General features: G+C 70.6%; 12 protein-coding genes. 8 read left to right on the top strand and 4 right to left on the bottom strand.

Going from position 1 to position 20,167, the window contains the following annotated elements:
• Positions 1–310: 310 nt before the first annotated feature.
• From POL72_RS14190 to pssA, 5 genes are all read left to right on the top strand, one after another.
• Positions 311–667 (top strand): antibiotic biosynthesis monooxygenase family protein, encoded by a 357-nt coding sequence (locus tag POL72_RS14190; protein ID WP_012239378.1) that lies wholly within the window; start codon positions 311–313, stop codon positions 665–667.
• Positions 668–749: 82 nt separating this feature from the next.
• Entirely contained in the window at positions 750–2,153 is a 1,404-nt protein-coding gene (locus POL72_RS14185) for a selenium-binding protein SBP56-related protein (protein ID WP_272095739.1), read from the top strand.
• 6 nt (positions 2,154–2,159) lie between these two features.
• Positions 2,160–2,798: a hypothetical protein gene (locus tag POL72_RS14180; RefSeq protein ID WP_272095738.1), complete on the top strand. Its 639-nt coding sequence runs from the start codon at positions 2,160–2,162 to the stop codon at positions 2,796–2,798.
• 182 nt (positions 2,799–2,980) lie between these two features.
• The gene (locus POL72_RS14175; RefSeq protein ID WP_272095737.1) at positions 2,981–8,998 is read left to right on the top strand and encodes an AAA family ATPase; all 6,018 of its coding nucleotides are present in this window, start codon (positions 2,981–2,983) and stop codon (positions 8,996–8,998) included.
• A 94-nt stretch (positions 8,999–9,092) separates the two neighbouring features.
• A complete protein-coding gene (pssA, locus tag POL72_RS14170; protein WP_272095736.1) occupies positions 9,093–10,019 on the top strand; it encodes a CDP-diacylglycerol--serine O-phosphatidyltransferase in 927 nt (308 codons plus the stop codon).
• 13 nt (positions 10,020–10,032) lie between these two features.
• Here pssA and POL72_RS14165 read toward each other — a convergent pair whose 3' ends face one another.
• The 3 genes from POL72_RS14165 to POL72_RS14155 form a co-directional block, all read right to left on the bottom strand.
• Complete coding sequence (locus POL72_RS14165; RefSeq protein ID WP_272095735.1) at positions 10,033–10,437, bottom strand: hypothetical protein; 405 nt, start codon at positions 10,435–10,437, stop codon at positions 10,033–10,035.
• Positions 10,438–10,793: 356 nt separating this feature from the next.
• Complete coding sequence (locus POL72_RS14160) at positions 10,794–12,233, bottom strand: lamin tail domain-containing protein (protein WP_272095734.1); 1,440 nt, start codon at positions 12,231–12,233, stop codon at positions 10,794–10,796.
• Positions 12,234–12,593: 360 nt separating this feature from the next.
• The gene (locus POL72_RS14155; protein WP_272095733.1) at positions 12,594–13,931 is read right to left on the bottom strand and encodes an STAS domain-containing protein; all 1,338 of its coding nucleotides are present in this window, start codon (positions 13,929–13,931) and stop codon (positions 12,594–12,596) included.
• A 420-nt stretch (positions 13,932–14,351) separates the two neighbouring features.
• Between POL72_RS14155 and POL72_RS14150 the strand changes: the two genes are divergently transcribed.
• Together POL72_RS14150 and POL72_RS14145 are read left to right on the top strand one after the other, a co-directional pair.
• Positions 14,352–15,179, top strand: coding sequence for a tetratricopeptide repeat protein (locus POL72_RS14150; RefSeq protein ID WP_272095732.1), 828 nt, complete (start codon positions 14,352–14,354; stop codon positions 15,177–15,179).
• Positions 15,179–16,117, top strand: a complete 939-nt coding sequence (locus POL72_RS14145) for a glycoside hydrolase family 75 protein (protein ID WP_272095730.1) — start codon at positions 15,179–15,181, stop codon at positions 16,115–16,117. The genes POL72_RS14150 and POL72_RS14145 overlap by 1 nt, the downstream gene beginning before the upstream one ends.
• Positions 16,118–16,274: 157 nt before the next feature.
• On the opposite strand, the gene POL72_RS14140 is transcribed toward POL72_RS14145, so the two are convergent.
• Complete coding sequence (locus POL72_RS14140) at positions 16,275–17,525, bottom strand: monooxygenase (RefSeq protein ID WP_272095728.1); 1,251 nt, start codon at positions 17,523–17,525, stop codon at positions 16,275–16,277.
• Positions 17,526–18,689: 1,164 nt separating this feature from the next.
• Here POL72_RS14140 and POL72_RS14135 point away from each other — a divergent pair.
• Positions 18,690–20,153, top strand: coding sequence for a formylglycine-generating enzyme family protein (locus POL72_RS14135; protein WP_272095727.1), 1,464 nt, complete (start codon positions 18,690–18,692; stop codon positions 20,151–20,153).
• The last annotated feature ends 14 nt before the right edge of the window (positions 20,154–20,167 follow it).

The raw sequence follows: 20,167 nt of genomic DNA, 5'->3' as shown, positions 1-20,167 counted from the left end.
GCGAGCCCATAGGGGCTTTCCCGTCGTCTTCCGGGCCGGTCTGTACCGTTCGAGTGCGCGAGATCCGCTGACGTCGGAGCGGTTAGGGTGAACCCGTAGCGATGGTTCTGATCGGTTGCGTGTCGCCGGCGGCATTGCATTGAGCTCCGAGGGATTCCCAGGCATTCTGCCGGCGTGCGGGCGGCGCCAGCGCGGGAGCGCGCGAGCAGGGCGGCGAGCGCCGCGCGGCCCCGGTCGGGCACAGGCGCTGCTAAGCTTTCCGTCGCCCGCAGCATGCGGGCCTCCCGTACGAGCAAGAAGGAGAGGAGCGATGATCGTCGTCACCAACCGCATCCCCGTCGCCGAGGGCCACGAGGCCGATTTCGAGGATCGCTTCAAGAACAGGGTCCACCTGGTCGATCAGGCGCCCGGCTTCATCCGGAACGAGGTCCACAGGCCGAAGCCGATGAAGCTGGACCACGCGACCGGCGCGTGGAGCCCGGACCCGGACGCGCAGGGGTTCTACGAGGTGAAGACCTGGTGGCGGTCCATGGACGACTTCATCGCCTGGACGCGGAGCCCCGCGTTCGCGGAGGCGCACAGGAACCGCGCGCCGAAGGAGATGTTCGCGGGCCCGAGCAAGCTCGATATCCACGAGGTATTTCTCAGCACCGATCTGAAGGGGTAGGGGTAGGCTCGGAGCGCGCCGGTCCTCGCCGGCGGCGCCTTGGAAGAACACGCGAACGCCCAAGCTCAAAGAGACGCAGCGCATGCGGTTTCGTCCGGATCCCACCTTTTACCCGTCGCCGCGCCTGGCGATGGAGGCGCCGCCCGAGCGGCTGGCCTACGTGACCGCGCTCGACGCGGGCGCCGCCCTGAAGCGCCCGGGCGAGCTGCGCCATGACGCGCTCACGGTCGTCGATCTCGATCCGAGGTCGCCGGCGTACGGCACCCTGGTCTCGGTCAACGAGCTGCCGACCTATGGCGATGAGCTCCACCATTCCGGCTGGAACGCGTGCAGCGCCGCCCTGTGCCCCTACGCGCCGCACCCCCACGTCGAGCGCCGCTTCCTCCTGCTCCCGGCGCTCCGCTCGTCGAACATCTTCGTCTTCGACGTCAAGCCGGACCCGCGCCGCCCCGAGCTCGTCCACACGGTGCGCGCCGAGGAGATCGCGAAGCGGGCCGGCTACTCGCGCCCGCACACGCTGCACTGCGGCCCCGACGGCATCTACGTGAGCGCGCTCGGCGGCCCTGACGGCGACGGGCCGGGGGGCATCTTCGTGCTCGACTGCGAGAGCTTCGATGTGCTCGGCCGATGGGAGATCGATCGCGGACCGCAGTTCCTCCACTACGACTTCTGGTGGCACCTCGGCCACGACACCCTCCTCACGAGCGAGTGGGGGACGCCGAAGATGATCGAGGACGGCGTGAATCCGGAGCTCCTGCTCGGCAAGAAGTACGGACACCGCGTCCATGTATGGGACCTGCGGAAACGCAAGCACCTCCAGGCGCTGGATCTCGGCGATGAGCACCAGATGGCGCTGGAGCTCCGCCCCGCCCACGACCCGACCAAGGCGTATGGCTTCGTCGGCGTCGTCGTGAGCGTCAAGGATCTCTCCGCCTCGATCTGGCTCTGGCATCGCGACGGCGATCGGTGGGCGATCCGCAAGGTGATCGAGGTGCCGGCCGAGCCGGCGGATCCCGACCTCTTGCCGCCGCTGCTCAAGGGCTTCAAGGCGGTGCCGCCGCTGATCACCGACATCAACCTCTCCCTCGACGACCGGTTCCTCTACGTGTCTTGCTGGGGCACAGGCGAGCTCCGCCAGTACGATGTATCGGACCCGTTCCACCCGAAGCTGGCCGGCTCGGTGCACCTCGGCGGGATCGTCCGCCGGGCGGCGCATCGCCGCTCCGGCCCGCTGCGGGGCGGGCCGCAGATGGTCGAGGTGAGCCGCGACGGCCGGCGCGTCTACTTCACGAACTCGCTTTACGCGTCGTGGGACGAGCAGTTCTATCCCGAGGGCGTGGGCGGCTGGATGGCCAAGGTCGATGTGGCGGCGGGCGGGGGCATCACGGTCGATCCCGAGTTCTTCGTCGATTTCGGCGCGCTGCGCCCTCACCAGGTGCGGCTCGAGGGGGGCGACGCGTCGTCCGACTCGTTCTGCTACCCCTAGCCGGCCATGATGCCCTGGCTCACGCTGGCGCTCCTCGGCGCCTATCACGGCGTCAACCCTGGCATGGGCTGGCTGTTCGCCGTCGCCCTGGGCCTGCAGGAGAAGAGCAGCGGCGCGGTGCGGCGGGCGCTCGTCCCCATCGCGCTCGGCCACGCGGCGTCGATCGGCCTCACGGTCGCGCTGCTCGGGGTCGGGCTCGCGAGCGTCCCCGCCGCGGCGCTCCGGTGGCTCACGGCGGCCGCGCTCGTCGCGTTCGGCGTGCTCAAGCTGGTGAGGCCGCGGCACCCGAGGTGGGTCGGGATGCGCGTCGGCTTCCGCGACCTGACCTGGTGGTCCTTCCTGATGGCCACCGCGCACGGCGCGGGGCTCATGCTGATCCCGGTCTTCCTGCTCGGCGAAGGCAACCCCGCTCCGTGCCACGGCGGCGGGTGTCACAACGCGGCTGGCCTGTCGCTCGCGAGCCCTCTCGGCTACCTCGCCGCGGTCCTCGTCCACACCGCCGCCATGATGGCGGCGGCGGCCGCGGTCGCGTTCGTGGTCTATCACAAGCTCGGCGTCGCCATCCTTCGCACCGCCTGGTTCAACCTCGATCGGGCCTGGGCCGTCGCGCTCATCGTGGCCGGCGTCATCGCGGTGCTGCTCTGACGTTGTGACGGGCGACCGGGCGGCGGCCTGGCTCCCGAGCTCGCCCGCGCCCACCTCGACGCCCCGACGGTCGGCGGCGGCCCGGCTGCGCACCTCTGCGCGATGTGCAACCGTGCTCGATAACTCTGTGAATTGGGCGCGCGTCGCGCTGACCTAGCCCGATCGTCTTCCAAGGCTCTCCCATGGCCAGGGATTCACATTATGTCAGCCTCGAGCTTCTCCATGAAGGGGCAGATACCCTCGTCTTTCGAGCGCGTCGCGAAGAAGACGACCGGCCGGTGGTGCTCAAGGTCTTGCGACCCGACCACGCCGACCCCCGCGCTCTCGGGCGGCTGCTCCACGAGTACGAAATCTCCAGTGCGATCGACGCTCCGGCCGTCGTCAAGCCTTACGCGATCGACGCGCTCCACGGCCAGTCTGCGCTGATACTGGAGGACTTCGGGGGCCGCCCGCTCGATCTTTCCCTCGACGAGCCGATGCCGCTCGAGCGCTTCTTCCCCCTCGCCCTCCGCATCGCCGCGGCGCTCGCCGAGCTGCATCGACATCGACTCGTCCACAAGGACATCAAGCCTCAAAACCTGCTCTACAACCCGGATACCGACGAGGTCAAGATCACCGATCTGGGGATCGCCTCCCGAGCGCCTCGCGAGTCCCAGAACCTCACCCGCGCAGGTCTCATCGAGGGGACGCTGGCCTATATGGCCCCGGAGCAGACGGGCCGGATGAACCGCTGGATCGACGAGCGGACCGACCTGTACTCCCTCGGGGTTACGTTCTACCAGATGCTCACGGGCCGCCTGCCCTTCGAGGCGCGCGATCCCCTGGAATGGGTGCATTGCCATATCGCCCGAACGCCGCTCCCGCCCCACGTGATCCTGCCCTCCGTTCCCCCGCCGCTGTCCGCCGTCGTGCTCAAGCTGCTGGCCAAGGCCGCGGAGGAGCGTTACCAGAGCGCGCTCGGCCTGCGGCGCGACCTGGAGGCGTGCTTCGCAGCGTGGCGGGCCACCGGCACCATCAAGGCCTTTGCGCTCGGGCAGCGCGACCTCTCCGACCGCTTCCTGGTCCCGCAGCGGCTCTATGGACGCGAGCGTGAGGTCGAGGCGCTGCGCGCCGCCTTCGAGCGGGTGGTGGCGCAGGGCCGGCCGGAGCTCGTGCTCGTGTCGGGGTACTCGGGCATCGGCAAGACGTCGCTCGTCGCCGGGCTGCACAGCCCGGTGGTGCGGGAGCGAGGGTATTTCCTCTCCGGCAAATGCGACCAGTACAACAGGAACATCCCCTACCTTCCTTTCCTCCAGGCGTTCCGGGGTCTCTTGCAGGAGATCCTCTCCGCCAGCGAGGAGCGGGTCGACCGCTTCCGGCAGCGTCTCCGGGAGGCCCTTGGCTCGAACGGTCGGCTGCTCGCCGACGTGCTGCCCGAGATCGAGCAGCTCGTGGGCCCGCGAGAGCCCATGCCCGAGCTCCCGGCGACCGAAGCCCAGAGCCGGCTGTTCGCGACAATCCAGCGCTTCGTCGCGGTGACTGCCCAGAAAGAGCACCCCGTGGTGCTCTTCCTCGACGATCTCCAATGGGCTGACGCGGCCAGCTTGAAGCTCGTCGAGCAGCTCGTGACGTGCACCGAGACCGCGCACCTGCTCCTGCTCGGCGCCTACCGCGACAACGAGGTCGCCCCCGCGCACCCGCTTCCGCGCATGCTGGCCGAGGCGAGGAAGCGCGGCGCCGTCGTCTCCGACGTCGTGCTCGCGCCGCTCTCGGGGGCTGATGTCGGAGCGCTCGTGGCCGAGGCGGTCCACGCCAGCGCGGCGCGCGCCGAGCCCCTCGCGCGGCTGGTCTACGAGAAGACCGGCGGCAACCCGTTCTTCGTGCTCCAGTTCTTGATCGCGCTGCATCAAGAGGGGCTCATCACCCTCGACGCGGAGGCCGGCGCATGGCGGTGGGACATCGCCGCGATCCGCGGCAAGGGCTTCACCGACAACATCGTCGAGCTGATGACGGAGAAGCTGAGGCGGCTCCCGGTCGTGGCGCTGGACGCGCTCAAGCTCGCCGCGTGCCTGGGCAGCCGCCTGGACCTCGACACCCTCGCGGTGGTCGCGAAGCGGCCGGCGGCAGAGCTCCGCGAGGCGCTCGAAGAGGCCGTGCAGGAGGGGTTGATCGTCGGTCAGGGCGGGGCCTACAGGTTCCTCCACGATCGGGTGCAGCAAGCCGCCTACGCGTTGATCCCGGCCGAACGGCTCGCCGAGGTGCACCTGGGGATTGGCCGGCTGCTCCTGGAGCGGCAGCGCGCGGAGGAGCGTGAGGACATGATCTTCGACGTCATAGGGCACCTCAACCGCGGCGCGACGCTCGTCCGTTCCCGGGCGGAGAGGGAAGAGCTCGCCGCGTTGAACCTCCGCGCCGGCAGGAAGGCCAAGGCCGCGGCGGCGTTCCACGGCGCGGCCGACCACTTCGCCGCGGGCATGGCATTGCTCGCGCCGGACCGCTGGGAGACGCAGTACGAGCTGACCTACGACCTGACCTTCGAGCGCGCATACGCCGCGTACGTCACGGGCAGTTTCGAGGACGCCGAGCCGCTCTTCGAAGAGCTCATGTCTCGAGCGCGGACCGAGCTCGAGAGGGCCGCGGTCGTCGAGCTCGCGGTCGGCTTCCATGTGACCCGCAGGCAGAGCGTCCGCGCGCTGGAGCTCGGGCTCCGGTGCCTCCGCGCCTTCGGCATCGATTTACCGATCCATCCCAGCGACGCCCAGGTCGAAGAAGCGACCGAGCGCGTGTGGCAGGCGCTGGGGGACCGGGCGATCGAGGATCTGATCCGCCTGCCCCCCATGACACACCCGGAGATCAAGGTCGTGATGGGTGTCCTGCGAGGTGTGGCCCTCGCCGCTTATTTCGTGGACCCGAACCTGATGTACCTCGTCAACGTGCGCAAGATCGAGCTCAGCCTGCGCCACGGCAACGCCGAGAGCTCCGCCCACGCGTACAGCACCTTCGCGGTCGAGATCGCCCGGAGGTACTGGAAATACAACGAGGCGTTCCGCTTCGGCGAGCTCGCCTGCGGCCTGGCGGGCGGGAGCAGCCTCCTCACGAAGTCCTTTGTATTTACCATATTCGGCAATCACTTGATCTTCTGGCGGCGGCACTACCGGGAGGCATCCTCTTATTCCCGTATCGGCTTCGACGCCGCGATCGCGTCCGGCGATCTGCATCTGGCATGCAGCAACTGCCAGTACTCTCCGCTGTTCCCGCTCTCCTGCGGCGAGCCCCTTGAGGACGTCCTTCATGAGGTCGACGATCGACTTGGCTTCGTGCGCCGAGCCCGTCACGCGTTCTCTCATGAATTTCTCCTCGGTGTTCATTGCCTGATCCAGGCGCTTCGAGGGAGGCCAGCCCGCCTCTCGATGCTCGATGGATCGGTCCTGGATCAGGCGGCCTTCGAGGCGCGGCTGGATCCGAAGGATCTGGAGGGGGTTCACTGCTTCTACTATATATTGAAAGCACAGGCGTTGTTCGTGCTCGGCCACCCGAGGGAGGCGGTCGCGGCGACGACCATCGCGAGCGCCGAGCAAGCCTGGCGGTTCGAAATGGGGCCCTTGATCGTCGAGTTCGTCTTCTATCGGACGCTCGCGCTCGCCGCCGCCTACGAAGAGCCGCCGTCGTCGCCTCGAGATCTCCCCGAGGGCCTCCTCGCGGGCGAGAGGCAGCTCGGCGTGTGGGCGGACAACTGCCCCGCGAACTTCCTCCACAAGCACGCCCTGGTGCGCGCCGAGATCGCCCGGCTCCTGGGTCGGGAATCCGAGGCGAACCGGCTCTACGAGCAAGCCATCTCGTCGGCGCGGGAGCACGGGTTCGTCCAGCACGAGGCCATCGCGTGCGAGCTCGCCGCGGGGTTCTGCCGCGCGCACGGCCTCCCCATCGCCGCGGACGCCTACCTGCAGATGGCCCGCGCCGGCTACTTCCGCTGGGGCGCCCATGCCAAGGTGGAGCAGCTCGACCAGCGCTACCCCCACCTCGTGGAGCGCAGGCCCATCGCCCCCACCGTCACCTTCGCGCTGCGGGCCGAGCAGTTCGACGTCCTTTCGGTGGTCAAGGCCTCTCAGAGCATCTCCGGAGAGCTGAAGCTGCCGCGCCTGCTCGAGACCTTGCTGCGCGTCGTGGTCGAGCACGCGGGCGCCGAGGAGGGGGTTGTGCTCCTCGTCCGGGGCGAGCGTCTCTCGACCGCGGCCGCGATCGACGCGAGCGGGGGGGCGGTGCGATCGCTCGATCTGGGCGAGGGGTCGACGGCGGCGCTCCCGCGATCGATCCTCAACTATGTTCGCCGGAGCCGCGAGCGCGTGCTGCTCGACGACGCCGCTGCCCCGCACCCGTTCCTGGAGGACGAGTACTTCACGCGCAGGCGGCCGAGGTCGTTGCTGTGCCTCCCCATCGCGCGCCAGACCCGGCTGCTCGGCGTCCTCTACCTGGAGAACAGCCTGGTCACCGGCGCGTTCACCCCCGGGCGGCTCAACGTGCTCGAGCTGCTCGCCTCGCAAACGGCGATCTCGCTGGAGAATGCCATGCTCTATTCCGATCTCGAGGAGGAGAACTTCGAGCGGCGGCGGGCGGAGCACGAGCTCAAGGCCCATCAAGAGATCCTCCAGGGCATCGTCGACAACTCGGCGGCGGCCATCTACCTGAAGGACCGCGAGGGCCGCTTCCTGCTCGCCAATCGGCGCGTGTGCGACCTGTTTCGCGTGCCGAGCGAGCAGCTCCTCGGGAAGACCGACGCGGAGATCGTTCCCGGTCCGATCGCGGAAGCCCTTCGTGACCACGACCGGAAGGTGCTCGAGGTGGGAGCACCCATGGAGTGGGAGGAGGAGCTGCCGCTCTCCGATGGGCCGCGCACCTTTCTGTCGGTCAAATTTCCTCTCGGCAGAGGCGCCGCGCCGCGCGCGCTCTGCGGGATCTCCACCGACATCACCGAGCGCAAGCAGGCCGAGCGGGCCCAGCGCTTTCTGGCCGAGGCGAGCCGCAAGCTGATGGCGCTGGGCTACGACGCCACGCTGGCCAGCGTCGCCGATCTCGCGGTGCCCGAGCTCTCCGACCAGTGCCTCGTCAGCGTCTCCTCCGAGGACGACGCGGTCTTCGGCGCCGCCGCTTCCGGGGTGCGCCTCGAAGAGATCGAGGCGCTGCGTCAGGCGCTGACGTCACCCGCGGCGGCGACCTCGACCGAGGCCGAGATCGGGGACGCCCGCGCCCTGCCCCTCCTACAGCAGCTCGGCGTCCACGCCTACCTTCGCGTTCCGCTCCGCGCGCGCGATCGACACCTCGGGGTCATGTTCCTCCTCGCGACCGCGCCGCAGCGTCGTTATGGGCCCGCCGACCTGGCGCTGGCTGAGGAGCTGGGGCGCCGCGCCGGCCTCGCGCTCGACAACACCCGGCTGTACGCGCTGGCGCAGGAGGCGATCGGGCGACGGGACGAATTCCTCACGATCGCCTCTCATGAGCTCAAGACCCCGCTCACGTCGCTTCAGATGCAGATTCAGAGAATGGAGCGGCTCTTGCGCCACGACCCGTCCGCGCACCCGAGCCCAGCGCGGCTCGAGACGATGCTCCGCGTCCTCCATCGGCAGAGCGCGCGGCTCGGGAATCTCGTGAACGAGCTGCTCGATGTCTCGAGGCTGAACGCCGGACGACTGACGCTGGCGTGCGAGCCGATCGAGCTCTCCCGCCTGATCCGTGAGATCGTCGAGCGGGCGGCGCCGCAGCTCGCGACGGCCGGCTGCCGGGCAGAGCTCGACATGGACGAGCCGGTGATTGGGTTCTGGGACAGGTCCCGCCTGGAGCAGGTCCTGCTCAACCTTCTGTCGAACGCGATGAAGTACGGCATGCATCAGCCCATTCACGTGGGCGTGCGCAGGCAGGGGGACTCGGCGTTGATCACCGTCCGAGATCAGGGGATCGGGATAGCAGAGGAGGATCAGGCCAGGATCTTCAATCGCTTCGAGCGCGCGGTGTCCGTGCGGAATTTCGGCGGTCTCGGCCTCGGCCTGTATCTGGTGCGCTGGATCGTGACGTCGCATGGCGGGACCGTCCGGGTGGAGAGCAGACCGAACGCTGGAGCGACGTTCATCGTGGAGCTCCCCTTGCGTCCCCCGGCGGCGGGCGGCCAGGACGCAGCGCCCCGCCGCGGGGCCGACGACAGCTCGGAACATATCCCAGGAAACGCTTGAACGAGAGCGGCCTCGTGTACTACGAGCCCGGCCGGGCGTGCTCGTCGGGCAGCGGCGTGGCGCCGCGGCGCCCTCATCCCGCGGGATCGCCACCATGTCAGAACATCATCGAGCAGCGTGGGACACCGGCGTCGGGCCGTGGTGTCCCGCGGGCCCGGGGCAGCGGACGAGGGCGCGTCCCGAGCGCCGGCGCGGCGAGGTGGCGCTGGGACTGCCGCGGCCCGCGCCACCGCGGATCCTGTACCTCCTCCCCAACCTGATCACGCTGTCCTCGGTCTTCTGCGGCTTCGACGCGGTACGGCTCTCGGCCTCCGCGCGGTCCGACGACGACTTCCAGCGCGCCGCGCTCCTCATCCTCTTCGCGATGCTCGCCGACACGCTCGATGGCCGCGTCGCGCGGATGACCCGGACCGAGAGCGCGTTCGGGGTCCAGCTCGACTCGCTGGCCGATCTCGTCTCCTTCGGCGTGGCCCCGGCGCTGCTCGTGTACCAGTGGGCGCTCCACCGCCTCGGTCTGGCCGGCGTGCTCGGCGGGTCCGTGTTCGCCGCGTGCGGCGCGATCCGGCTCGCCCGCTTCAATGTCCTCTCCATGGGCGAGGCGGGCAGGCCGCCTTCGCCCGCGAGGTACATCGTGGGCCTCCCTGTCACGGGCGCGGCGGGGATCCTGCTCGCGATCGTCATGACCCACCGCGGCGCGGACGAGCAGCTCGGCAGCGCCGGCGTCGAGCTGCCCGTCCTCGCGACGACGCTGCTCGTCTCGATGCTGATGGTGTCGACGCTCCGGTTCCGCTCGTTCAAGGATCTCCGGCCCGGCCCCCGCACGCTGCTGGCCATCGCGCTCGCGCTCGGATCGAGCGCGCTCCTCTCCGTCCGCTGGGGGCCCGCGCTCGTCCTCGCCTGGGGGCTCGGCGCCTATGTCCTGCTCGGCGTCGTCGAGTCGCTCTGGCGGCTCCCGGCGCTACGGCGCGGCGCTCCGGCCGTGCTCGCGGCGCGCGCCCGGGGAGGCGAGGAGCGGCCGTAGCGCGGCCCGCGGATCACGGCCTCCCCGACTGCCAGTACCCGTTCCCCTGCTGCTTCCACCACTTCACCTCGGCGCTCGGGGACCCCGGCCACGCGCGATACGTGTAGATCCCGTCGTCGAGGAGACAGATCGGGCCCTGGTTCTCGTGGCTCAAGCAGACCTTCCCGGGCCCTCTGTCGTACTCGAGATAGTAATCCACCTGCTCGGGGTCCTGTAGCCCATCACTCCAGATATTTTTTGTTCGTGCCTCCCATCTGCCCATCGACACATAGGTGAACGTTCGATGGGTGGTCCCGGTGACCCCTCCGTCCCTGGTGGTGGGCCCGGAGTACGCATAGATCATCATCTGCGCATAGGCGGCCGTCGCTGTGAGCGACACGACGGCCAGGGTAGCGAGACCGCGGCGTAGCCTGCTCATGGATCACCCCTCCTGCCATTGAGAGAACGATGCTTGTCTCGAACGATCGGCTGTACGTCAGGTCCCTCCGACCTTGACGCGGTTCACCCTCTAGAGCCCTGGCGCCGACCGTCAACCCTGTGTACCTGCCTCTGGGTATACGCTTCGCGCGGCCGCGAGCAGGCTCGTGCTGGCTGCGCGCGCGGCGCTCCGGCGCTCGACCTCGATGGGCTGTCGCGGAGATCTGGAGCGAAGGAGCCGGCTGGCCGCTCTCCGGGACCAGCCCGATCGACTCCTCTGCAACCGTGGTTCGGGGCGGCCTCGGGTCACGGCGACCCGGGGCCGGCGGGGCAATCCACGCTCGTCCGAGCGGCGCCTCAGAACGCCGAGCCGTTCGCGCGAAGGCCCGGAGAGGCGCTCGCGCCAAGGGTGCTGTGCAGCACGAACGGCACCCCCGTGGAGGCGTCGGGGCTGCGGTTCATCGAGACGCCGTCCTGCGCCGCGAGCCCGCTCGCGTAGGTGACGGTGTCCACGGTCGCGCCCGAGGCGCTTCGCAGCGTGACCGTGTCCCCGCTGTTGCCGAGGTTCAAGGACCCCGTGGACGCCGCGACGGCCCCGCTGCCGCTCGGCACGGCGGACGCGCCGCCGTACACGACGATGGCCGTCGAGGGCGCGAGCGACGCGCCGGTCGGGAAGGTGTGCCGCGTCGACGTGCCGTCCGACAGCGTCCAGCCGGCGAGGGCCGCCGCCGCCGTGCCGACATTGACGATCTCCACGAACTCGCCCGCCGTGTTGCTGCCCGGCTCGTTCGCGAGGACCTCGTTGATGATCACGGCGGCGGTGCCCGTGCCCCCGCCGCTGCCGCCGGCCCCGCCGCTGCCGCCGGCCCCGCCGCTGCCGCCGGCCCCGCCGCTGCCGCCGGCCCCGCCGCTGCCGCCCCCGCCGCCGCCGTCGGGGACCAGGAAGTCGCGCACGACGCCCATGTGCTGCATGTTCGAGGCGCCGCTGTCCGACGAGAGCGCGGGGCTGATCTCGGACAGCGGCGAGTAGACGCGCGTGTCCGCCACCAGGCCGTTCGCGAAGCTGCTCCCGCCGACCACGACGGCCGTCTCGTACGCCTCCAGGTCCCCGTCGACGAGCACCCAGTCGTAGGGCTTCGTCCTGCCGGCGTTGGTGTTCGCGTTCCCGTTCCTGTCGGCGGGATAGGGCCCGGCCGTGACGACGACGTCCGAGAGGCTCGAGACGCACGCCTCGGTCCGGCTCCCCGTGTTGAAGTCGCCGCCGATCACCAGGTAATCGCCCTGGGCCACGTTCGCCTCGATGAACGAGACGAGGTCCTGCGCCTCCGTGTCGCGCGCCGACGCGCTGGAGGTCAGGAGGTGGACGCTGATCGCGAACACGTGGCCGGGGCCGGGGATATCGATGCGCGCCCACGCGAAGTCCCGGTTGCTCACCGACGTGTCGTCCCACTCGCCGGACGCCACGATCGGCCACCGGCTCACGATCCCGTTCGGGATCTGCGCCCCGCTCTCGCGGTAGTAGCTGAACCCGGCGCCGAACGTCGCGTCCACGAAGCCGCGGATCTCGGACGCGGTGTTGCCTCCGTAGTTGAACTCTTGCAGCAGGGCGATGTCGGGCTTGATTCCCTGCAGGATGCGCTTGCCGTGCCCGGGATCGTAGCTCTGGTTGTTGCCGCTCGTGATGTTGGCGGCCATGAGCCGGACGCGCGTCGACAGCGCATCGCTGTGCTCGCCGAGGAGCTCCGCCTCCGCGCCCTCCTCCTCGTCGAGCGGCAGATCGGCCGCGCACGCGGGCATGGCGAGCGCCGCGGTGAGCAGAGGCAGTCGAACCCATGAGCATCGCTTCAAGAAAGAAGACGTCGATCGCATATCGCTGCACCCGACCTTTCTGGGGATCGTCTCCTGAAGCATCCCCTCGAGTTCTTCGGGAAAATTCACAGGGAGGCGGGGAGTGAAACCACTCCGTTCTCTCCGTCTCCCCGCCTCCCTGTTGAGTTCTTCTCTAAAGATGTGAGCAAAACGAGGGGTTTGTCAGGAACGTCTCATTACAGCACGGAACGATGGCACGGCGGTGTCGCGTTCGTCCCTGTTCCATGCAGTGAGGATGCCGTTCCGGTTGCGGACGGACGACACCCGACGTCGGGCGCGCTGGTCGGCTCAGCGGCTCGCCATCGCGAACGCGATCCCGCTCTGGAGGGAGCTCTTCACCGCGCAGCGGCCCATGTTCGCGCCGCGCTCGGCGAGGCGGTGGGCGACCTGGGGGCGGATCCCCGTGAGGACCACCTGCGTGCCGAGGAGGCCCGCGACCCGCACCGCCTCGAGCAGCGCCTCCATCGCCGGCGGATCGATCTCGTCCACGCCGGTCAGGTCGATGATGGCGATCCGCGTGCGGCGATCCGCGATGCCGCGCGACAGCGCCTCGATCATGCGGCGCACCCGCCCGGCCTCGAGCGGGCCGATGAGCGGCACGACCACCACGTCGTCGCGGATGGGGATGAGCGGCATGGACAGCTTCGCCAGCGCGGCGTCCTGGGCCTTGATCACCTCCTCCTGCAGCCGCGCGCGCTCCTCCTCGGCGCGCTTGCGCTCCGTCATGTCGATGCCGGTCATGATGACGAACCGGACCCGCTCGTCCCTGCCGCGCAGGACGGCGCCCGACCACGCCGTCACCCGGCGGGCGCCGTCTGCAGCCGTCCACGGCACCTCCACCTGCTTCTTCGACCCGTCCGAGCCGAGCTGCTCGAAGAGGCCTTTGAGCTGCGCCGACGCGCGCGGATCCGGCGTGAGGTCCCAGAGGAACCGCGCCTCCCGGAGCCCCCGCGCGCTCCCCAGCGCCTGCTCGGCGGCGCTGTTCGTGCGGACGATGCGGCCCTGCGCGTCGAGCGCCACGATGAGGCCGTCGACGAGGTCCATGACGGCCGCCATGAAGTCCCGCTCCCTGCTCAGCATCTCCTGCCCGTGCTTGCGCTCGAAGATGCGGCCGAGCTGCCGCGCGATGCGGCCGATGGTCGCGGTGAACTTCCCGTCGTCCGCGTGCTCGGCGTCGGAGAAGAACTCCAGCACGGCCACGACGTCCGCGCCGACCACCACGGGGAACGCGAACCCCGCCTTCACGCCCAGGTTCCTCGCGAGCCTGGCGCGCGGGAAATTGGCGTCCGTCGTGACGTTGCGCACCCACGCCGGCTGCTTCGAGGCGAGCACCCTCCCGGGAAGACCGAGCCCCGCGGTGAACTGTGTCGCCTCGGTGACAGCCTTGAACGTCGCGAACTTTGCTTCATCGTTCAGGTGCCAGAGCGCCGTGGGAAGGAGCAGAGACGGATCGTCCGCGGCCGGCACGTACGCATGCCCAACCGGCCAGCCGAGGTGATTGCAGATGTGCGTGATGGTGCGATGCAGCGCCTCTTCGACGCTCGCTGCCTCGTGGACGTCGACGGTGACCACCCGGAGCAGGTCCACGAGCGACCGCTCGTCCGTCAGGACATTGTCGAGCCTCAATCGAGCTCGCGCCGCTACTTCATCCGAGCGTTTGAGGGGGCAAGTCATGCATGAAGCCGTAACATGCGCCATGTATCGAATCCGTTTCGACGCGGCGTCGTCGCCGGTCCGCTCGTTTCGCTCGTTTGCCATTGACCGGCGCGGCGTGCGCGGTCCCCGGCCAGCGCCGCGGCGTCGCGGTGACGTCGCCGGGCGGGCGGCGGGCGCGCCGGGGATCCTGGGAGATCACGGCGCCGGTCATCGGCGTCGTCGCTGGACGGTGGCGCGCTCTTCCCCTTAAGGTGTCGACCCCCGCGGCGGCGAGGCGGCGTGCGCGGGAGCGCGGGCCGTGAAGCAGGCGACGGCCGCGGCGCCCTCTCCGGCTTCTGCTCCAGTCTCTGACCGCTCCTGACGGCTTCTGACGGCTTCTGACGGACAAGGATGATGATGCTCTCGAACTGTCTTCGCCGGTGTGCGTTCGTTGTGACGTTGCTGGCTGCCGTGCCGGCGCTCGGGGCGCCTCCGCCCGCCGGCGCCTCGGCCGAGGCGCAGCAGGCCGCCCGGACCAAGGCGCACGAGGGGCTCAAGCTGTACGGCGCGGACCGCTGGCAGGAGGCGTTCGACGTCTTCCAGGAGGCGGATCGCCTCTTTCATGCGCCGACGCTGGTGCTCTACATGGCGCGGTGCCAGCGCAAGCTCGACCGCCTGGAGGCCGCGCGCGACCTGTACGAGCAGGTCCTCGGCGAGCCGCTCCCGGAGGATCCGCCGACCGCGTTCCTCGAGGCGCGGAAGGACGCCGAGACCGAGCTCGCGGGCGTGCGCGCCGCGCTGGAGGCGGCCGCGGTGAAGGCGCCGCCCCGCGCCGAGCCCGCGGCGCCGGCAGGCGCGGAGGCCGGCGGCTCGCTGGTCCCCGCCGGCGTCGCGTTCGGGCTCGGGGCGGTGGGCATCGGCGTCGGCGCCGTGACCGGCCTCATGTCGCTGTCGCAGGTCTCGGACATCAGGTCGGGCTGCGAGGGCCGACGCTGCCCGGCCGAGCTGCAGGCCGACGCGGATGCGGCGGCCACGCTGGGCCATGTGTCCACCGTGAGCTTCATCGTGGGCGCGGCGGCGGCCGCGACGGGCGTCGTGCTGCTCGTGGTCCGGCCCGGCGGCGGCAGCGAGGCCGCGGGCGCGCCTGCGGCTGCGGGCGGGCCGCCGCGAGCGCCGCGCGGCGTGGTCTGGAGCGCCGGGGTGGGCCTCGGGCGGATCGAGCTCCAGGGGAAGTTCTGATGCGAACGCTGGCGCTGCGCGCGAGGAGGGGCTGGCGTGTCGGAGCGCTCGCGGCCCTGGCGCTCTCCGGCGGCAGCGCGTGCACGAGCATCTCCGGGATCGGCGATCTCGAGTTCGGTGTCGGCCAGGGCGGGGGAGGCACAGGCGCGGGCGGCGTCGGCCAGGGCGGCGCAGGCGGGAGCGGCGCAGGCGGCGGCAGCACAGGCGGGAGCGGCGCAAGCGAGGGAGGCGCTGGCGCCGGCGAGGGGGGCGCTGGCGAGGGGGGCACAGGCGGGGGAGGCCACGGGGGCAGCGGCGGCGGGGCCGGCGAGGGCGGCGCCGGCGGGGGTCAGCCGCCGGGCCCTCCGACGGCGGCGGAGCTGCTCGCGCTCACGGCGTCGTGCCGCCCGGCCTCGTCGGGAAGCTTCAGGAACGCGTTCGACGGCAGCGCGGAGCCCGGCATTTCTGTCTGCCAGCTGAACGGGGCGTACTTCTGGCAAGCCGGGATGGGGATCGACTGCGACGGTTTGTCCCACGAGTCCTCCGAGTGCCCCTCGTCGACGGCTCACACGGCGCTGGCCGACGCGCAGGGAAACGCGCTCGACTCGGTCCATCTCCCGTTCGTCGTCGCCCCCAACAGCTGGCCCGCCGAATGCGACGCGGTGGCGTGGAACCACAGAGACGCCGGCGTCGAGCTGGGGGCCGTTGTGGCGGTCATCCGCGGCGACACGGTCGCCTATGGCATCCTCGGCGACACGGGGGAGTGCGATACGATCGGGATGGGCTCGTACGCGATGGCGCAGGCCGTGGGCATCGAGCGGCCGGGCGCCGGGGTGGCGAGCGGCGTCACCTACATCGCCTTCGCGGGGCCGCGGGCGGTCGTCGATCCCGTCGAGGACCACGCGAAGGCCGAGGAGCTGGGGATCCAGCTCGCGGCCCAGCTCCTCACGGCTCCCTGAGCTGGCGGTACGGGAGCGGGAGGATCGCCTTCGGGCGTGGGAGGATCGTCTCCGGGAGCGGGAGGATCGCCCCCGGGCATGGGATGATCGCCTCCGGGAGCTGGAGGATCGCCGCGGAGCGGAGCAGGGCCGCCCCGCGGCGACTGTCATCGCGACGTCAGTCGCACGTCGCGGCCTGACAGGCCTCCATCTCCGCGCCGCACGCCGTGCCGATGCAGGTATTGCAGGCCTCGGCGTCCTGGCCGTCGCACGCCTCGATGCAGGCGCCGTTCCCTCCCGTCATCTGGCAAGCGAGCGCCGCCGAGAGCTGGGGGCCGACGCTCTCGCAGCTGTTCACCACGCAGCCGTAGGCCGCGGCGTCATCCTGGGCGCTGCCGAGGCACTCGAACGCCTGGGCGCACGTGGTCTGCCCGTCGCCGAACCACGTCGCGGCCTCCAGGCCCTCCTCCGTCCGGCAGTTCTCGTAGGCCGGGGAGCGCGGGAAGTACGGCCCGATCAGCATGCACATCTCGTCGCGGGTGGTCAGGCCCTGCGCGATGTTGCGATCCTCGACGTTGTTGAAGTCGCAGTGGTAGTCCAGGGACTCTCCCGCCTTGACCTCGAGGAAGGGCGAGAACTCCTTCGACGGGACCCCCTCCCACCTGTCGTGGGCATAGAGCTCCGTCATCGTGCCGTCGAGAGCGACCTTGTTCGCGGCATAGCCGACTCCGCGCCGGTGCATGTGCGACTGGATCCTCACGACAGAGATATCGTTCTCGGTGACACAACGCATCCGCGCCGTGGAGCTTCCGTGCGCCGGCACGCTGATGAAGGGGTTGTAATGGAAGAGCATGCCCGCCTCGACCTCCACCTCGTCGTCCGCGATCGTGTAGAGGTTGATGCGCGCGTCGGTCTCGATGGGGTTGGACGACGAGTTCAGGTAATGGGTGTTCATGAGGAGCACCGTGCCCGGCGGGACCTTGAGCGCCACGCCGTCCGGGAGATCGCCCAGGAAGGAGTTGCCGTCGGGCGACTGGGAGCCGGCGACCACGCCGTTGACCTCCCAGTCGGCCTGGGGGCCGTCGTTGCAGTCGTGGACCTGGGTCGCGTCCAGGGCGACGCCGCGGCGCGTCTCGGTCGGGATCGACGTGTAGGGCGTCGTGTACAGGAGCACGTGGTGGCTCCCGCCGGAGAACCGCACCACCTCCCGGTTGACGTTGAGCCCCTCCGGCGGCGCGACGAACAGCTGGCAGCGCTCGATCTCCTGCGCCGGCTGGAGCGTGGAGACCATCCGATACTGCACGCCGGTGCCCTCGGCCGGCGGCGCCAGGATCTCGTCCTCGGAGGGTTGAGGGGTGGGGCTCGAGGAAGAACAGCCGAAGAGCGCAGTTGCACCGAGGAGAGCGATGAGTGAGGTCGTTGTTCGCATGCGTTGATCCCTGCCGTGTGTTGATATCGCATCTCGCGCGCGCCCGTCGTGTCGCGCGCACATAACTCCCGGGGGCTCGCGGAGGGGCGCGCACCCAGGCAAATCGATCGACGCCGGCTGGTCCGCGCCGGCATGTCCGCGGCCGACCTCACCCCGCCGAGGGCGGAGTCGGACGCATCATGAAGTCATCTCCAGGATCGAGGGCGGCCGCGCCAGTTCGGCCGGTCCCGCGAGCCCCATCCCGGGGAGCGGCCGAGCGATGTGTCGATGGCGAGCGCACATCGAGGCGAGCCAGCGTCGCCCCGATGCAATAGTGATTGCCGCCGCCAAAAGCAATGTCCTTGTCGGCGCCCCGCTGCAGATCAAGCGCGATAGCGCGGGGGTAGACGATCGCACCGCTGGCCATGTCGGCACGTACGCTCAGCGCCGCGAAAAACTCCCCACCGTCCTCGCTGCCACCCGCAGCGGCGCGGGGCTCCTGCGGCGACTTGGCGGTTCCCTCATGCCGGCAGGACGGGGGAATCCCCCCACCACGCACATGTGAGCCTGTCGCGAGAGCAAGTACAGGCTGTGCTCGTTCCGCTGCTCGCTGCTCGATGTTCAAGGCGAGCTGCGGGGCGTTCGCTGTGAGCGCCCACGCTGGACGATCGGTCATGAAGAGGCCATCGGGCAGCAAGGACACGACGTCCTCAGCGCCGGAGGACGAGCCACGCGCCCCGCGTCCGTTCGCATGCCATGGCACATCGAACGCCTCGGCCGACAGTGCGTACATCCTTTCGCTTCGCCGTGAGTTGTCGCCTGGTTGCGCTCGACCGCGGTTGCGTCCGGCGTCGAGCATCGTTGAATGCCATGCGGACGAGCGCCTGTCGAGCCTCGATCCAGGCCCCGATGGGGCACCCGGAGTGGCATTGACGGGCTGTTTTGTCGCTGTTTTCACGCTGCTGCAGGTCAGATCATGTGTTGAGTGAAGAACTGTAAAGACGTTTTGACAAGTGTGATGTCGCGAGCGTGGCGCAAGGCAGCGAGGTAGGGGCGCGCCGGCGCGCCCGCTCTTCCGGCGGGGCGAGGGCGATCCCGGCGTCCTCCGCCGTTCGGTCGCTTGCGCGCTTACGCCGCTCGCGTCGCTGCGCGCACCTCGGCCGCGCTCTCTGGTAGCGTGGGCCCGTGCAGCCTCGCGCCACCGCCTGCGGCCTCCCTCCTGCGATCGTCCTCGGGGCGGCCGTCGCCTTCCTCGCTCCGGCCTCGGCGCGGGCCGCGGACCCGGCCCCGGCCGTCGCGATCGACCTCGGGGGGGTGCAGCTCGAGCTCGTGCTGGTGAAGGCGGGGCGCTTCCGCCAGGGCTCGCCGCCCGCGGAGGCCGGGCGCGGCGACGATGAGGCGGTCCGGGACGTGACCCTCGGCCGCGACTTCTACCTGGGGAAGTTTCCGGTCACGGTCGGGCAGTTCGCGCGCTTCGCCGCGGAGACCGGCTACCGCACGGAGGCCGAGGTCGGCGCCTCCGGCGGGTTCGGGTTCGACGGCAAGGGCCTCTCGCAGCGCAAGGAGTTCACCTGGAGGACTCCCGGCTTCCCGCAGACCGACGTGCACCCGGTGACGCTGGTGACCTTCAAGGACGCGGGCGAGTTCACTCGCTGGCTGACGCAGAAGACCGGCCGCGCCTTCGACCTGCCGACGGAGGCGCAATGGGAGTACGCCGACCGCGCGGGGACCCAGACGCGGTTCTATGCGGGGGACAACGACAGCGCCGCGGCCGCCGTCGGGTGGTTCAAGGCCAACGCGGGGAGCGGGACGAGGCCTGTCGGGCAGAAGCAGCCGAACGCCTTCGGCCTGCACGACATGAGCGGCAATGTCTACGAGTGGTGTCGCGACTGGTACGGCCCCTATGCGCCCGGGCCGGCGGTCGACCCCGAGCAGACGGCGCCCCCGGCCGGCGACAAGCCCCGGCGCGTGCTGCGCGGCGGGTCGTGGCTCAAGGACGCGAAGCACCTGCGCGCCGCGGCGCGGTACCGCAACGACCCCGGCAGCCGCAACGCGGACAACGGCTTCCGCGTGGTCGCCGCGCTCTCGGCGAGCGCCGCTGCCGCGGCGCCCGGCCCGACCCCGCCGCCGGCGGCGACCGCGCAGGCGCCTCGCTCGAGCTCCTGGTCGACCGCGGCGATGGTGGGGTTCGTCGGCGGCGGCGTCGTCCTGGCCAGCGCCGTCGTCGGCCTCATCGGCCTGCTCGTGCACCGCGCGGTCGGCCGCAGGCCCATGGCCGGGGGGCCGCCCGGCGTGACGTTCCGGCCGCAGGGCGACGGCTTCTGGCTGCACGCGCCCCCGCACCTGCACGGGTCGGTGCTCCACTACCGCTGCCTCGTGAAGGGCGCGATGCGGCGCGCGTCGGTCCCGATCGAGCCGGGCCCGCGCGGGCAGTTCGTCTACACGGGCGGCGTCCCGTCCGCGGTGGAGGTGGAGCAGATCGGCGCGGCCGCGTGGGCAGCGCCGCGTGCGGCCGGGTGGGCCGCGGCGCCGTCCGCCGCGCCGCGCGCGGCCGTGGGCGCCGCGGGTCGACGCTCGAGGGACCGCATCTCGAGCGCGCCCGACGTGGCCGCCGCCGCGCCGTTCCGCGGCTATCCGTCGGCCTACTGAGCCGCGCCGCTCGA

The sequence above is a fragment of the Sorangium aterium genome (genome assembly GCF_028368935.1).
Taxonomy (GTDB): domain Bacteria; phylum Myxococcota_A; class Polyangia; order Polyangiales; family Polyangiaceae; genus Sorangium; species Sorangium atrum.
The sequence above is the reverse complement of the archived record's forward strand: the minus strand, read 5'-3'. Positions and strand labels throughout refer to the sequence as shown.